The sequence below is a fragment of the Bradyrhizobium sp. P5_C12 genome, assembly GCF_054049735.1.
Genome location: NZ_JBFULU010000052.1, coordinates 1 through 14,616 on the forward strand (window position 1 = coordinate 1; position 14,616 = coordinate 14,616).

General features: G+C 61.7%; 11 protein-coding genes and 1 tRNA gene. 4 read left to right on the forward strand and 8 right to left on the reverse strand.

Annotated features, from left to right (window positions below; translation table 11 throughout):
• The 3 genes from ACXJMY_RS31810 to ACXJMY_RS31820 form a co-directional block, all read right to left on the reverse strand.
• Positions 1-796, reverse strand: a 796-nt coding sequence (locus tag ACXJMY_RS31810; RefSeq protein ID WP_456623299.1) for a glycosyltransferase family 4 protein, incomplete at its 3' end; no start/stop codon positions are given.
• A gap of 24 nt (positions 797-820) precedes the next feature.
• A complete protein-coding gene (locus tag ACXJMY_RS31815; RefSeq protein WP_456623300.1) occupies positions 821-2,422 on the reverse strand; it encodes an alpha-amylase family glycosyl hydrolase in 1,602 nt (533 codons plus the stop codon).
• A 180-nt stretch (positions 2,423-2,602) separates the two neighbouring features.
• Positions 2,603-4,018 carry an FAD-dependent oxidoreductase gene (locus ACXJMY_RS31820; protein WP_456623301.1) on the reverse strand — a complete coding sequence of 472 codons (1,416 nt, stop codon included), beginning with the start codon at positions 4,016-4,018 and terminating at the stop codon, positions 2,603-2,605.
• Positions 4,019-4,299: 281 nt separating this feature from the next.
• On the opposite strand from ACXJMY_RS31820, the gene ACXJMY_RS31825 reads away from it, so the two are divergent.
• Positions 4,300-4,375: transfer RNA gene (locus ACXJMY_RS31825), tRNA-Ile, on the forward strand.
• Positions 4,376-4,381: 6 nt separating this feature from the next.
• Here ACXJMY_RS31825 and ACXJMY_RS31830 read toward each other — a convergent pair.
• Positions 4,382-5,254, reverse strand: a complete 873-nt coding sequence (locus ACXJMY_RS31830) for a LysR family transcriptional regulator (RefSeq protein ID WP_456623302.1) — start codon at positions 5,252-5,254, stop codon at positions 4,382-4,384.
• A 152-nt stretch (positions 5,255-5,406) separates the two neighbouring features.
• Between ACXJMY_RS31830 and ACXJMY_RS31835 the strand changes: the two genes are divergently transcribed.
• Positions 5,407-6,060 carry a hydrolase gene (locus tag ACXJMY_RS31835; RefSeq protein ID WP_027549465.1) on the forward strand — a complete coding sequence of 218 codons (654 nt, stop codon included), beginning with the start codon at positions 5,407-5,409 and terminating at the stop codon, positions 6,058-6,060.
• Positions 6,061-6,303: 243 nt separating this feature from the next.
• Here the strand turns inward: ACXJMY_RS31835 and ACXJMY_RS31840 are convergent, their stop codons facing one another.
• Both ACXJMY_RS31840 and ACXJMY_RS31845 read right to left on the reverse strand, forming a co-directional pair.
• Positions 6,304-7,746 (reverse strand): DUF1254 domain-containing protein, encoded by a 1,443-nt coding sequence (locus ACXJMY_RS31840; RefSeq protein ID WP_456623303.1) that lies wholly within the window; start codon positions 7,744-7,746, stop codon positions 6,304-6,306.
• A 111-nt stretch (positions 7,747-7,857) separates the two neighbouring features.
• Positions 7,858-9,315, reverse strand: a complete 1,458-nt coding sequence (locus ACXJMY_RS31845) for a DUF1254 domain-containing protein (protein ID WP_456623304.1) — start codon at positions 9,313-9,315, stop codon at positions 7,858-7,860.
• A gap of 34 nt (positions 9,316-9,349) precedes the next feature.
• On the opposite strand from ACXJMY_RS31845, the gene ACXJMY_RS31850 reads away from it, so the two are divergent.
• Complete coding sequence (locus ACXJMY_RS31850; protein ID WP_456623305.1) at positions 9,350-9,589, forward strand: hypothetical protein; 240 nt, start codon at positions 9,350-9,352, stop codon at positions 9,587-9,589.
• 839 nt (positions 9,590-10,428) lie between these two features.
• Entirely contained in the window at positions 10,429-10,707 is a 279-nt protein-coding gene (locus ACXJMY_RS31855; RefSeq protein ID WP_456623306.1) for a hypothetical protein, read from the forward strand.
• Positions 10,708-10,928: 221 nt separating this feature from the next.
• Here ACXJMY_RS31855 and ACXJMY_RS31860 read toward each other — a convergent pair whose 3' ends face one another.
• Positions 10,929-12,413 carry an HlyD family type I secretion periplasmic adaptor subunit gene (locus tag ACXJMY_RS31860; protein ID WP_456623307.1) on the reverse strand — a complete coding sequence of 495 codons (1,485 nt, stop codon included), beginning with the start codon at positions 12,411-12,413 and terminating at the stop codon, positions 10,929-10,931.
• Positions 12,400-14,529 carry a type I secretion system permease/ATPase gene (locus ACXJMY_RS31865; protein ID WP_456623308.1) on the reverse strand — a complete coding sequence of 710 codons (2,130 nt, stop codon included), beginning with the start codon at positions 14,527-14,529 and terminating at the stop codon, positions 12,400-12,402. Before ACXJMY_RS31865 ends, ACXJMY_RS31860 begins: the two co-directional genes overlap by 14 nt.
• Positions 14,530-14,616 lie beyond the last annotated feature (87 nt).

Below are 14,616 nucleotides of genomic sequence, written 5' to 3' on the forward strand. Positions count from 1 at the left end.
GCGTTCCGCAAGCCAGCGCTTCCACCACCGACAGGCCGAACGGCTCATCGAAATTAATGAGGTGGAGTAGCGCGCGCGCGGATCCGAGCGTTGCCGCGCGCGCCGCTCCACCGACCGGGCCAAGATAGACCACAGACCGGTCGTCGAGTGCGGGGGCGACCTGCTCATTGTGGTAATCCTGGTTCTGGACGATGCCGGCCATGATCAATTTCCGTCCCGATCGATGTGCCGCCGTGATCGCTTCGGCAGGCCCCTTGTCCGGATGGATGCGGCCGAAGAAAAGCAGGTCTTCGCTGCCATGCGGATCGAATGGAAAGTCTGCCAGCGGGATACCGTGGTGGATCGTTGCAGCATAGCGCAGGTCCGGATGACGATCGGCCTGGCTGATGGCGACATAGTGGACGCGATCTTCGTATTGCTTGTAGGCAGGCAGAATGCGTTTCGACGAGAGGCCGTGGATTGTCGTCACCATCGGGGTCCCAACCAGCCGCGAGAAGGCGAGCGGGACGAAATCGGCCTGGTTGTGAATCAGGTCGAACTCTCCGGCCTGCTCGAAGACATGGGCGACGTGGAGCATCTCCCACACTTTCGCGTCGATCGCGGGATCTTCGGAATAGGGCGCCGGGCAGACCCCATCCAGACGGGCTGAAGTCCTGCTATCCAACGTGGCGAACAGGGTGACGTCGACGCCGCGCGCCACCAACGCCTCCGTCAGGAGACTCGTGACCTGCTCCCAGGGCCCGTAGTGGCGCGGCGGTGTACGCCAGGAGATCGGCGCCAGCATGGCAATGCGCAAACGACCATCCTTCCCTGCTCTGTGCTATCCGGCCTCGAGCACGACGCCTTCATTCGACCGTAGCAGGACAGCGCCGTCTTCGGCCAGCACCGCATCCTCGTGCGTGGACAGGAGCAGCCGGCTCCCGCGCGCCCAATCCGGCAATTGCAGAAGGTAGGGCCGTCCCCCGAGGTTCAGCGCCACCATCAGCCGCTCCGAATCGTGCCGACGCTCGTAGACCAGTATCTCGTCTTCGACATTCAACACAACAAAGTCGCCGATCGACAAAGCCGGACAATCGCGTCTGAGCGCAAGCAAGCGACGATAAAGTGTCAGGATGGATTGAGGATCTTCCGTCATCCGCGCCACGTTGCGCGTCCGCCAGTCGGCATGGAGCGGCAGCCACGGTTTGGCCGTGCTGAAACCCGCATTTTCGCTGCCATCCCACGGCATCGGCGTGCGCACGGGATCCCGGCCCAACGCCAACCCGGGCTCACGCAACTCGCGCGGGTCCCTCACTTGCGAGGATTCGATCATGACATCGCTCAAACCCAGTTCGTCGCCATAATAGACTGTGGGTGTGCCGCGCAGCGTCAGCAGCAAGACAGAAGCGACGCGGGCCTGAGCCTGACCCAGCCTGGTGGCGACGCGCGGCCGGTCGTGGTTGCCGAGCACCCAGTTTGGCCAGCCAGCGAACGGAAGTGCGGCCTCATAATTGGTGATTGCCGTCGCAAGGGTATGCGCGTCCCACGGCATATCGATGAGCTGGAAATTGAAGGGCAGATGCACGCCTGGGCGTTCCCGGCCGTAATAGTGCATTAGCCGATCCACCGGCAGGTAGATCTCGCCGATCAGAACCCGCTCGCCCAGTCCTTTTGCGCCGTAGCTGTCGGCGATTTCGCGCATCGCGGCAGCGATGCGGTGCACCTCGGGCTGGTCTGTCGAGTGGCGTTGCAGCAGGCGGTGCATTTCGCCCATGCCTAGCCGATATTCCGGGTTGGGTGGATTGTCCGGGAAGTCTGCCGCCTTCAGCATGTGCCACAGCACATCGATACGGAAGCCATCGACGCCGCGGTCGAACCAGAACCGCATCACATCGTACATCGCCGCCTGCACATCCGGATGACGCCAGTTGAGGTCCGGCTGCTCCTTCAGAAAGGCGTGGTAGTAGTATTGCCCGGTGATCTCGTCCCATTGCCAGGCTGAGCCGCCGAAATCGCTGATCCAGTTGTTGGGCGGTCCGCCGTCTGCGGCGGAATCGCGCCAGATGTACCAGTCTCTTTTCTCATTTTCCCGGGCAGCGCGGCTCTCGACGAACCATGGATGCTGGTCGGAGGTGTGGTTGGGCACGAAGTCGAGCAGGACCTTGAGCCCCCGCCGATGCGCTTGCATCAGCAGGTCGTCAAAATCCGCCAAATTGCCGAAGCATGGATCTATGTCGCAATAGCCGGCAACGTCATAGCCGAAATCGACCATCGGCGACGGATAAATCGGCGAGATCCAGATCGCTTCGACCCCAAGGCCGACAAGATAGTCGAGCCGCTGCTCGATCCCCTTGAGGTCGCCGATACCGTCGCCGTTGCTGTCCTGAAAGGAGCGCGGGTAGATCTGATAGATCACGCATGTCTGCCACCAGAGCGCGGTCATGCAAACCGAGCCCTCAAACCGAGCCCTTGAAACCGAGCCCTTGGCGTGTGCGCCGATTGCCGTTTACTGATCACACGGTGTCGTCAAAACTAGTCCATCCTTCTTCGAGACAGAGGATTGCACAGCGAGCCATGGCAAGCCACTCTGTTCCTGCCGCGATCGAAAGTCGACGGATTTTTGCTACGTCGCGCGCTGGGCCACGCCGGCGAAGTGCTTCTCGACGATATATCTCGAATGGACGACGATCGGCTCGACCAGCTCGAAGTCGGTCGCGCCGCCGACGTAGAACGTGCTGTCGCCGCCCTGCATGCGGGCGAGGTCGGCATAGATGCCGGCCTTGATCTGCTCCGGCGTGAAGTGCTGGAAGTAGGTGAACTCGTCGAACGTGTGCCAGCGCGGCTGGCTGGTGTCGATCGTGCCGCCGAGGAGTTTGGTCAGGCGCTTGACCTCCGCGATGACCTGGTCGTCGGTCTGGTTCTCGGTGGGCCGCGTGTAGAACTGCGTGAACATGTTGCCGCTGTCCTGAAACTGCCGCGCAACCGCCCACGGCGTGCCCGGTTCGGTCAGCGGCAGCACCGGCGCGACGGGCGCCGCCATCTTCATGTCGATCCAGAACGTCGTCATGCAATACGGATTGATCCGGATCTCGCGGTTCAGCTTCTGCTCCGCGGCGTTCGGAACGAGGCCGAGCCGTACGAACACGTCCGCCGTCAGCGGACAGGCGAGCACCAGATAATCATAGCGCTTGGTGTCCTTGACGATCTTGAGGGTGTTCAGATCCTGCTCGGGGTACTCCATGTCGATCTGGACACCGTCCGCCGAACGCTCGATCCTGGTGATGTTGACGTTGAGCCGGACGTCGACCCGCCACGACACCCGTTCCCACAGCCGCTGGAATCCGTCGGTGAAGCGTCGCGGCCAGGTCCCGATGATCCAGTTGACCGGGCCGTGACCGAACACCATCGGAAAGAACGTCCGGACGGACATGTAGCGCAGCGCGTACGGCGCCGCGATGTCGTCGAGCTGGCCGTAGCCCATGATCGTGATCGGAAACTGGAACAGTGTCGCCAGCGGCGTCAGCTGCTGTTTTGCGAGCCAGGTCTTGAAGTCGACGCAGAGCTCCGGGCGCTCGTGGATCGTCTCGAGGTAGTCCGGCGCGTCGATGACGCCGCTCAGCTGCCAGCGGATGTAAAGGTATCGAAAAGCCGCCCAGAGAAAGGTCCACCACGGGATCTTCGACTTGGTGTAGGGATCGTAGAGCACGGCCTCGATCAGCGATCGGTACTTGAAGCTGCTCCAGTCCGGCGCGATGTCGATCGAGGTATAGGGCTTCTCGGCATAGGTGGTCGCGCCGACCTCGTCTGCGATCTTCAGCGTTTCCTGGTAGGCCCAGGTGAGGTAGTTGGCGCCGAGGTCGTAGCTCATGCCGTCGACGGTGAGACTTTTGCAGAGCCCGCCGATCTGGCCGAGCTTCTCGAGCACCGTGACGTTGTGAAAGCCGTGCTTGGACAGGAACCATGCGGTCGACAGGCCCGCCGGGCCTGCGCCGATGATGGCGATACTCGCGTTGCAGTCGACTGCGTCGATGCGTGTCATCGGATCCCCGGGGTGAGGCGCGGATGTGTCGGGCCGATCCCGGGACGACGACGCCGCGATGCGGCGAGATCGTTCAACTCCAGATCGCCCCTGAGCCAACACGCATACTGCTGGTTTTCCGGCAATCATGCAAGTCGTGGTTGTAACATATGGCATAATTCCGCGCCCGGTGTGTCCTCCGGCCAGCGGGGCGCGTTACACGAAAGATGCGCCGACAATCCCGCAAAGTGAAACGGTGACGCACCGTTGCCGGCCGCGCATCCCATGGCCGTCTCGCGGCGGGGCCTGTAGCTCAATGGTTAGAGCCGGCCGCTCATAACGGTCTGGTTGCAGGTTCGAGTCCTGCCGGGCCCACCAGCACAATCACTTGACCGGATCGCAATGCTCGATCAGCAATTCCGTGAGGACTCGGATCTTGCGCGCGGGATGCTGGCCTGGCGGGCGGATGACATAGGCACCCGCCGGAGGTGGTGGATGACGGGTCATGACTGAAACAAGCGCCCCCGATACCAACAATTCATTGGTGAGGAAATCGGGGAGGTAGGCAATCCCGAGTCCTGCAGTTGCGGCGGCCACCAGAGCTGTGCCGTTGTCGGCCTTGAAGCGCCCCTGTGGACGAACCGTGATGATCTTGTCGCCGTCCATGAGCTGCCAGGCTTCGGTGCCCTGCATGAGAGCTTGATGGGCGATGAGTTCCTCTGGTGTCTCAGGCGATCCGTGCTCTTTGATGTAGCCAGGACTCGCAACGAACTTGCCGTAGATCGGTCCGACGCGCTTGGCGATCAAATTTGAGTCTTGAAGATAGCCAATCCGAATCGCGCAATCATAACCTTCTGCGATGAGATCAACGAATTGGTCACTGTAGCAGCTGTGGATTTGGAGCTGGGGGTGTCGTCGCGCCATTTCCGCCATCACGGGAGCGAAATAGTTCGAGCCGAAGGACAGCGGCACGGCAACTCGCAAGCGTCCACGAAGCTCGCCGGCAGGCAGGATCGTCTCCTTGGCCACGTCGATCTCGGTGCAGGCCCTCGCAGCATAGTCTCTGAACGTCGCACCAGCTTCCGTTAGAGCGGCGCCGCGGGTGGTTCGTGCAAGGAGCTGGACACCAAGTTCCGATTCAAGCCGCAAGAGCCGTCGACTGACGATTGACTTGGAGACCCCGAGCCGGAGCGCAGCAGGCGAAACTCCGCCAGCATCGGCAACTTCCACGAATGTCCGTAGCTCTTCGATGTCCACTTTGGCGTACCTCATTTCGCGACACAGCTTGCCACGAAACGGTACTACCGCATCGAACGCGGGAACGGCAATAAGCCCTGCAGGTGACGCCGCCTCTGGCGAGCGTCTCCCCAAAACCGATGCCGCATTCAACGGCAACAAAGGATGCCATGATGAAACTTCGTAACGGCCTTGCTTCGCTTCTTCGTCCCGAAGACTCGGTGCTCGTTCTGATCGACCACCAGCCCTACCAGCTTGCGAACGTGAACAGCCATGAACCGCAGATGGTGATCAACAACACGGCAGCTCTCGCGAAGGCCGCAAAGGCCTTCGGTGTCCCCACGATCCTCACGAGCGTGATTGCCGAACGGGGTGGCCTCCTCTTCCCCCAGATCACCGAAGTGTTCCCGGGACAGGAGGTGATCGACCGGACGTTCATCAACACCTGGCAGGATAAGAAGGTGGTGGACGCGGTCAAGGCCACGGGCCGCAAGCAGCTGATCATCGCTGGTCTGTGGACCGAGATATGCGTCGCGATGCCGACGATCCAGGCCCTCGGCGAAGGCTGGGACGTCACTGTGGTCACAGATGCGTCCGGTGCCGTTTCGGTCGAGGCCCACGAGGTCGCCATCCAGCGCATGATTACCGCCGGCGCCAACATGATGACTTGGTTGGCAGTGGCGGCCGAATGGCAGCGCGACTGGGCCAGGGCCGACCAGGCCGTCAAGCTGACGGAGGTGATCCTGCAGCATGCCGGCGGGAGTGGCATCGCGTTCCTGTGGGAGCAGCAGCTGCTCAACACACCGGTCCCGAAAAGCGCGGGCTGAGCTGAACTGGGTGATGAGGATCCTCGAACCGTTGCAGAGCCTCGTCACCCTCACCGCCTATCGATGTATGACCCAACTAAACTGGATGAAACACGAGTTGGGGTGCGAGAACGACGGATGCGGCAACTGAGACAATGGTTCGATGTAATTCCGCAATGATCGACCGACTGACTTACCCCGGTGTCATGCCAGTCCCGCCGCATACCGGCCGCGGGACTAATGCACGGGCAGAAATTTCCAGCTCTACGACACCCTCTTTATTCCGGGCGGCTGCCAGGTTCCTTCGCCCGCGGGCAGGATCGAAGGTGGCTCTGTCTTCGGCCAGTAGAGCCGCATCACCAGATAAATCGGGCCGTCTGGAGCCGGCAGCCAATTGGCTTCCTTGTCGGCGCCGGGCGATTTATTCTGGACGTAAAGTGTCAGCGATCCATCGGTGTTGGTCTTCATGTTGGGCAGCATCGGTGAATTGACCAGATACCGGTTGATCGGGTTCTCGATGAGAAGCTGCGTTTTCCCGTCGTACATTGTGATGGACCAGAAGGCATTCACCGGCGGCTGCTGACCTGGAGCGAATGTCAGCGTGTAGGCGTGCTTGCTGCCATCGAGTGTCTGGCCATCGCTGTCGGTGCGCGTGAGGGGGTACACCGCCTCCACGGCATCGTTGCCGTAGATGCCGGCCTTGGCGGCGACGGCGCGCTTCAGCCAGTCGCCATTGTAATGCGCGCTATCGCCCGGCAACGAACCGACCCGCCAGCCGTTGACATCCTTGCCGACCGTCGCGACCGCCTCATCGATCTTCCGCTCCCCTTCCTTCATTCCCAGGCCGATTTCGAGCTTCTGCTCCAGCGGCAGGTCTCTGAAGTTGAAGGTCTTGCCGGGTCCAACGCCGATGGTGGCAAGCTTTGCGCGTATGTCCTTCTCGTTCTCCTGGGCGGGCGCGAACTGCAGGGCGAAATCGAGGAATTCGAAGAAATTGGTCTTCACGAGTTCCTTGTCGATCTTTGGAAAGTCGACGGTCGCCGCGGCCGTCGTGACCGGTTGTTTCAGATAGGCAGAAAGCGTCTGTACCTTGTACCCGTCCTGCACCTTCTTGACGTTGTCGAGGTCGTCGGCGTTGAAGAGCTGGGTGCGATAGCCGGCAACTGAAAACTGCGTGCTTGACCGGAACACCTTCTTTATTCCAGGCGGCGGCGCACCCTTCCAGTCCGGCCCCACCACCATGTAATCGCCGGCCTCGCTTCCCGTGGCACGATTGCCGATGTAGCCGTAGTTGTAGGTATTGCCGTCGCAGAGCATCACCGAATAGTAGCGCTTGGGGTCCACTGCCGGGACGGAAAGAACGATCGGCTCCGCCCGCAGGTCCATCCACACGAATGAATAGGGCGTGTCGCTGTTCGGCGTGACGATGGCGGTGTCCTTGTAGGTGAACACGTTGGGCTCGTTCTTGATCTGATTGAACGGCGCCTTGAACTGCCCCGAGTTGCGATCCACGGCGTATTCATACATGACGGCATAGTTCATCACGATCGGCAGGCCGTAGATGAAGCCTGCCTCGGCAATGTCTTTTGCCTTCAGGAAGCCCGGTCGGTCGGCGCTGGCCTGGGCAAACGCCGGCACGGTCCTCGTCGCCGCAAGAATGACTGTCGTCATCGCAGCAGTGCGAAGCAGTTCACGTTTGGTCAACATGTGAATCTCCTCAAGATCAACTCGCTTCGGCCTCGAACGATCGGTCTTCCGGGGATGTCTGTGCTTGTGCGGTCGAACGCCGGCGCCGAAGCGCCGGCGCTCACATCAACCTTATTGGGCCAAGCCCACCGTGCCCGCCTGCGTCTTCACGACCGGCGGCGGATTCCATTTTCCGGTCAGCGCATCGGACTTCGGGCTGTAGAGCCGCATGGTCAGATTGAAGGCTCCCTTCGGCGCCGGAAGCCAGTTGGCCTCCTTGTCCTTGCCCGGACTATCGTTCTGGAAGAATATATCGAGCGACCCGTCTGCGTTGTACTTGAACGGCATCCAGCTGCTCACCGCAAAACGGTTGAGCACATTGCCGACCTGGAAACCTTCGGGGTCGTATAGCGTGATCGACCAGAAGGCATTGACCGGCGGGGCGGCGTCCTTCTCAAACGTAATTGTGTACTTGTTGGCTCCGTCCAGCGGCTTGCCGGTCTCGTCGCCGAGATTGAGCGGATAGATCGCATCCTCGGGCAGGTTCGCGCCCAGCCCAAGCTGGGCGACGATGGCTCGCTTCAAATAGTAGTTGCCGTAGACACCCATCGTATCGGTGTTCATCGACCAGCCGTTCGCGACCCGCGCCAGTGTCGGCACTTTCCATGCCATCAGCTTCTGGCCATCCTGCGGTGCGGTCTCCAGCGCCCGTTGCAACACCGGATCGAGCTTGCCGATATCAAAACTCTTGCCGGACTCGATGCCGATCTTCTTCATCTGCGCGATGATCGGCTCATCGGTCACGTGCGGCGGGTGAAGCTTGAGCAGCTCCGCGGCGTTGGCGAAGTACACGCCCGCCGACATGGTGTCGACCTGGACCTTCGGTGGCGTCTTCATGTCGACGCTTGGGTCCGGCTTGAATTCGACCGGCTTGGGTGTCTTGCCGTACTCGGACAGCAACGCGACCTTGTAACCGGCCTGAATCTTATGGACGGCATCGTAATCCGGCGGGCCATCCGTCTTGGTGCGGCCGATCACCCAGACATAGGGCGTCGGCGCTTCGATGCGCTTGGTGTCGCTCGGAAGCTTGAATTCTTCCGCGAACTTGTCGCGCAGATCGGGCCGCCAGCCCGGAGGTGTGATCAGGAACGTGCCGGCCTTGGTGCCCGTCGTTCGCCAGCCGGGCGATGCGAAGACGTCGGTCCACATGTCGAGCATCGGCAGCAGATAGTAGCGCCCACTTGTATCTGGTGCGGAGATGACGATGGGCTCCTTGGTCATGTCCAGCCAGGAGACGGAATACAGCGTATCGAAGTTCGGCCGCACCACCCCCTTGAAATTGGCCGGGGGGTATTCCGGCACGTTGACAAAGGTATTCATCGGGCCTCTGAAATCGGTCGTGCCGTTGGTGAATTGCTTTCTCGAGATGTCCATCGACATCAGCGAGTAAAGGTAGACATAGGCATCCACCGCGATGGCATGCGCCTCTTGTTCGGTGATGGCCGGTGCAGCGCCCTGCGCCCGCGCGGCAGGCGCCGCCGCCGCGCCGAGGCAAAGAGAAATTGCCAGCGCCAGAATTCCTCGAAACATGTCGAATCCTCCTCTCTTGATTTGGCGATCTCTGATGTGCGACTTCGTTCAATTCACCTTGCCTCCCGCCGGAATGATCGCGTTCGCGGGTCTGAACATCGAAGGTCTCGGCGTATTGCCTTGCAGCGTGGCGCGACGGGAATTCGACATGTTTGCCTCCTCCTGTTTGGGAGGTTCGGCAGGCTTCCCGCTGATTTTGTCTGCACGCAGCCGATCGGCGGCCGGCGAGACATCGAACGTCGGCGCCGAAGCTCCGGCGCTTCACCCTTCATGAGCCGACAGTGCGGCAAGGCGGAAAGACAGAATCGGTCTTGGGACCCGCAGGAGCATGTCGAACACCCCTTTCTCACCTTCGTTATGATGCGTGGGATCTTCATCCCACAGGCCGCTGCGCTTCTGCGCGAGAAGGACATGCAATATCATCTGCCGAAAACGCTGCATGGCGTCCGCAGAGATCGAAACGGGTACGCTGATCTTGCCGGTGATAAGGTGCTTGTCGCTAAACGTGGGTGCGAAAGAATACTTCGTCAGCCTCCGCGATCATGACGCTAGCACGGCACGCCAACTCCGGCCAGATCTTGTTCCATATCGCACCGGCGCTGCTGCAAGTCGTTCGAAGATTGCACTCGTGCGACTTCGCCAATGTTACGGGAAATCTTTGATTCTCCGACGACTTTTGCTTTCGCGGTATTTTCCGCGATCTTTATTTGTCATAGGCCGGCGCAGTGACTGGCTGCGCGATTTGGTCGCACCGTTCAGCCGCGATTCCAGGGGGCCGACGTTCGCAAAGTCACTCGCGCCGAGACCGGCCGCGAGCTGCGGCCATCCGACCACGAGCTGCGTGCTTGCCTTATTTCGCAGCTGCGCGAATGAGCCGATGACGAGACTTTGGTTCGGAGATGCTACGCGTCATTTGCTTGTCCTCCCCGCCAGCAAATGACAGTGTATCAACCAGCGATCGAATATCTCGCTCTACGGTACTGCGCCCTCAGATTTGGCTTTCGATGTTGCTCTGAAGGCACTCAAGCTCGCCGCTTATTGCGAGGACAGGTAGAAATACCGACAGCACGGTTGGCCGGAAGAAGGCCTGTGGCGTTCGAGAGGGAGGGATACATGTCGAAGTTCGTTGGTCTCGCCTTGGCTCTGGCCGTCGGCAGTTCAGGAAGCAGCCTCATGGGATCTCCCGCACGCGCGATCGAGGAGACGCCGCAGGTCGTGCTGGCTGCCCAGATACGCATCCAAGGCTATGATTGCGGCAAGCCGCTCAGTGCAGTGAAGGACGCGACGCGATCGAAGCCCGACCACGAAGTCTGGGTTCTCAAATGCAGCAACGCGACCTACAGAGTAAGCCGCGTCCCCGATATGGCAGCGAAGGTGGAGAAGCTCCGATAGCGTTTCCAACTTCGCTCGTGAACGACATGCTACTTGAGAAGATCATTTTCCGTTCCTCGCCCGATAGCGTCGGCGACGGGCCCCGCTGCAAGGAATGCAGACCGCACCAGTTTCGCACCAGAAACAACCTCAACAGCAAAATAGCGCGGCGCTTTGAAGGGAGAGACTGGCCGGTGGCAATGTAGCGCTCGATCGACATCGCTTGAACCCGACACTAGTCTCTACCTCTCCCGCAAGCTCTCATGCCGGTAGCGCAGCAGCGGCGACATCACATATTCGATCAGCCGGCGGGTGCCGGTCTTGATCTCGACCGTCACCGCCATGCCCGGCGCCAGCGCCACGGTCCGTCCGTCGATGTCCATTTCGGTGCGGTCCAGCGCGATCCGCGCGGAATACAACAGTTCCTGCCCGGCAGGCTCGCTCGATTCGGACAAGGCGCCGCCGGCCTTGCCGCGCGACGACGGATCGGGCGGCTTGTCCCTGATGATGGCATCGCGTGAGACACCGACCACCTTGCCATCGATCAGGCCGTAACGGGTGAAATTGAAGGTGTCGATCTTGACCTCGGCCGCCTGCCCTTCGCGCACGAAGCCGACGTCGCGGTTGGAAATCATCGCCTCGGCTTCCAGCTTGCTGTCGATCGGCACCACCAGCATCAATTGTTGCGCCGGCGTCACCACGCCGCCGACGGTGTGCACCGCCAGTTGCTGAACGGTGCCCTCGATCGGCGCGCGCAGCACCTGCTCGCTGGCCTTGCGCTCGGCCTTGATCAGGTCCTGGCTGAGTTCATCGACCTTCTTGCCGGCATCCGACAGATCGTTGAGGACCTGGCGCTCATAGCCGGCCTTGGCCTGCTCGAGCTGCTGCTCGAGCGCCTGGCGGGCCGAGGCGATCTCCATCAGCTTGCGCTGCTGTACGAGCCGTTCATTCTGCTGGTCGACCAGGCGGGTCTGGGCGTCCAGGTAAGCGATGTGGTTGCCATACTGGATCTCCATCGCCTTGCGCCGGATCGACGCGCTTTCTTCCACCAGCGGCATCGACGCGTCGATCTTGGCGATGGTCGCGGTGACTGACTGGGCCTCCGCCAGTTTCTGTTCGATCTGCCGATTCACCGAGGCCAGTTTTGCAAGTTGCTCGGCGGCCTGCGCCTTCATCGCCGAACGGGTTCTGGCCAGATCTGCATCCGAAGCACCGGCAGGCGCCACCACATCCGACGGGATCACCCCTGAATTGAAATTGCCGTGCAGCGCCTGGAGCCTGGCGACGTCGAGCTGGCTCGCCAACAGATCCTGCGCGACATGCCGGCGCTCGGCCTGAGTGACGGTGCGGTCGAGCTCGATCAGCACCTGCCCCGCCGTGACATGGTCGCCATCGCGGACATGGATCGCCGAGACGATGCCGGTCTCCAGCGGTTGGATGGTCTTGGTCCGCCCGGTCGGAACGATCTTGCCCGAGGCGGTGGCGATGATATCGACATGGCCAAAGATTGCCCAGGTCAGGGCCAGCGCGAAGAACAGGATGATGGTCAGGCCGATGGCGCGGCCAGCCGGCGATGCCGGGGTTTCGAGGATTTCCAGCGCCGCCGGCAGGAACTGGCGCGCGGTGTCGTCGCGCTTCCATCGCCGCTTCGCGGCCTCGGCCGCGCTGGTCCTCACCGCCTCCGGTTTCGCCACGGCTTCGGTCGACGGCGCCTCAGTTGACGACATGGAGCCCCGCCTGCAACTGGTGAAGCGCGGCATAGCGGCCGGCGCGCTGCATCAACTCGTCGTGGCTGCCATCCTCGACCAGCCGCCCGGCTTCGATGGTGACGATGCGATCGGCATGACGCACCGCCGACAGCCGGTGGGCGATGATCAGCACGGTGCGGCCGGCGGCGATCCTCTGCATGTTGCGCTGGATGATGTTCTCGCTCTCGTAGTCCAGCGCGCTGGTCGCCTCGTCGAAGATCAGGATGCGGGGATTGGTCACCAGCGCCCGCGCGATAGCGATCCGCTGGCGCTGCCCGCCCGACAGGCTGGCGCCGCGTTCACCGACCACGGTGTTATAGCCGTCGGGCAATTGCAGGATGAATTCATGGGCGCCGGCCAGTTCCGCGGCGGCGATCACGCGCTCCATGCCCATACCGGGATCGGCCAGCGCGATGTTGTCGCGGATCGAGCGATTGAACAGCACGTTCTCCTGCAGCACCGATCCGGTCTGGCGACGCAGCCAGGCGACATCCGCCACCGTGAGATCGACGCCGTCGATCAGGATCCGACCGCTCTCCGGCACATAGAGCCGCTGCACCAGCTTTGTCAGGGTCGACTTGCCGGACCCCGACGGCCCGACGATGCCGATCACCTGGCCTGCGGAAATCTTCAGTGAGATATCCTGCAACGCGGTCGGGCCGTCGATGCGGTAGCGAAAGGTAACGTGGTCGAAAGTGATATCGCCCTTGATCTGCGGAAGTGCTGCGCGCGAGGCATCGAACGCCGGTTCCGGCACGGTGTTGAGGATATCGCCGAGCCGCGCAATCGAGACCCGCGCCTGATGGAAATCCTGCCACAGCTGCGCCAGCCGAAGCACCGGCTGGGCCACCCGGCCAGCCAGCATGTTGAAGGCGATCAATTCGCCGACGGTGAGATCTCCCGCGATCACCAGATGGGCGCCGAAATACAGCGTCAGCGCGGTGACGATCTTGCTGATGAACTGCACCGCCTGGCTGGTCCAGTTGCCGAGCGACAGCACGTCGAAGCTGGAGCCGACATAGCCCGCCAGTTGCTCTTCCCAGCGCCGTTGCATCTGCGGCTCAATCGCCATCGCTTTGAGCGTCTGGATCGCGCTGACGCTCTCGACCAGGAACGATTGGTTCTCGGCACCGCGGTCGAACTTTTTTTCCAGCCGGCGGCGAAACACCGGCGTCACGCCGGCCGACAGCGCGATGTAGAACGGAAACGAGCCGACCACGATCCAGGACAGCAGCGGTGAGTAGTAGAACATCACCGCCAGGAACACGAAGGTGAAGCCGAGATCGATCACCAGCGTCAGCGCCGACGAGGTGAGGAAATTGCGGATGTTCTCCAGCTCGCGCACCCTGGCCACCGAATCCCCGGCCCGCCGGGCTTCGAAATAGGCGATCGGCAGCGCCACCAGATGCTTGAACAGCCGCGCGCCGAGTTCGACGTCGATCCGGTTGGTGGTGTGCGCAAACACGTAGGTGCGCAGCGCGCCGAGCACAGTCTCGAAGATCGTCACGGCGATCAGGCCGACCACCAGCACGTCGAGCGTGGTGTAGYCGCGATGGGTCAAAACCTTGTCGGTGACAACCTGGAAGAACAGCGGCGTCGCCAGCGCAAACAGCTGCAGGAAGAACGACGCGATCAGGACTTCGCCGAGCAGCCGGCGGTATTTGTGCATCGCCTGCAAGAACCAGGTGACGTCGAAGCGCCGCGCGACGTCGGTCAACGACGCCCGCCGCGCCATCAGCACCACGCGACCGGTCCAGTCGTATTCGAACTCGGCGCGTTTGAGGATGCGCGGACGACCTTCGGACGGCACCTGGACCAGCGCGTCCTCCGCGGTCACCTTGCCGACGATGACGAAGCTGTTGTCCCTGAGCTCCACGATGCCGGGCAACGGCAACCTGGCGAGACCTTCCCAATTCTCGGTGACCACCCGCGCCCGAAGCTTCAGATCTTTTGCGCAGCGCAGCATCTCCGTGACGCCAATCGTGGCGCCGGAAAACTGGTGGGCGATCTGAGCGGGGTCGACCGCAATTTGATGGAATCGCAGCAGAAGCGCCAGGCATTCCAGGCCTGCATCCCGCTGTTGGCCGCTCGACATTCACTCTACCCCAAGCTGTCCGGGACTCTATGGCAAATCGTGGCCCAAGGCAAAAGCGATTCCTGGATCGCCGGGGCTGGCGTTCTC

Excerpts from the sequence above, each read along its gene's own strand:
- ACXJMY_RS31815 (WP_456623300.1), bottom strand. The coding sequence starts at position 2,422 with ATGACCGCGCTCTGGTGGCAGACATGCGTGATCTATCAGATCTACCCG.
- ACXJMY_RS31820 (WP_456623301.1), bottom strand. The coding sequence starts at position 4,018 with ATGACACGCATCGACGCAGTCGACTGCAACGCGAGTATCGCCATCATC.
- ACXJMY_RS31835 (WP_027549465.1), top strand. The coding sequence starts at position 5,407 with ATGAAACTTCGTAACGGCCTTGCTTCGCTTCTTCGTCCCGAAGACTCG.
- ACXJMY_RS31840 (WP_456623303.1), bottom strand. The coding sequence starts at position 7,746 with ATGTTGACCAAACGTGAACTGCTTCGCACTGCTGCGATGACGACAGTC.
- ACXJMY_RS31845 (WP_456623304.1), bottom strand. The coding sequence starts at position 9,315 with ATGTTTCGAGGAATTCTGGCGCTGGCAATTTCTCTTTGCCTCGGCGCG.
- ACXJMY_RS31850 (WP_456623305.1), top strand. The coding sequence starts at position 9,350 with ATGTGCGACTTCGTTCAATTCACCTTGCCTCCCGCCGGAATGATCGCG.
- ACXJMY_RS31855 (WP_456623306.1), top strand. The coding sequence starts at position 10,429 with ATGTCGAAGTTCGTTGGTCTCGCCTTGGCTCTGGCCGTCGGCAGTTCA.
- ACXJMY_RS31860 (WP_456623307.1), bottom strand. The coding sequence starts at position 12,413 with ATGTCGTCAACTGAGGCGCCGTCGACCGAAGCCGTGGCGAAACCGGAG.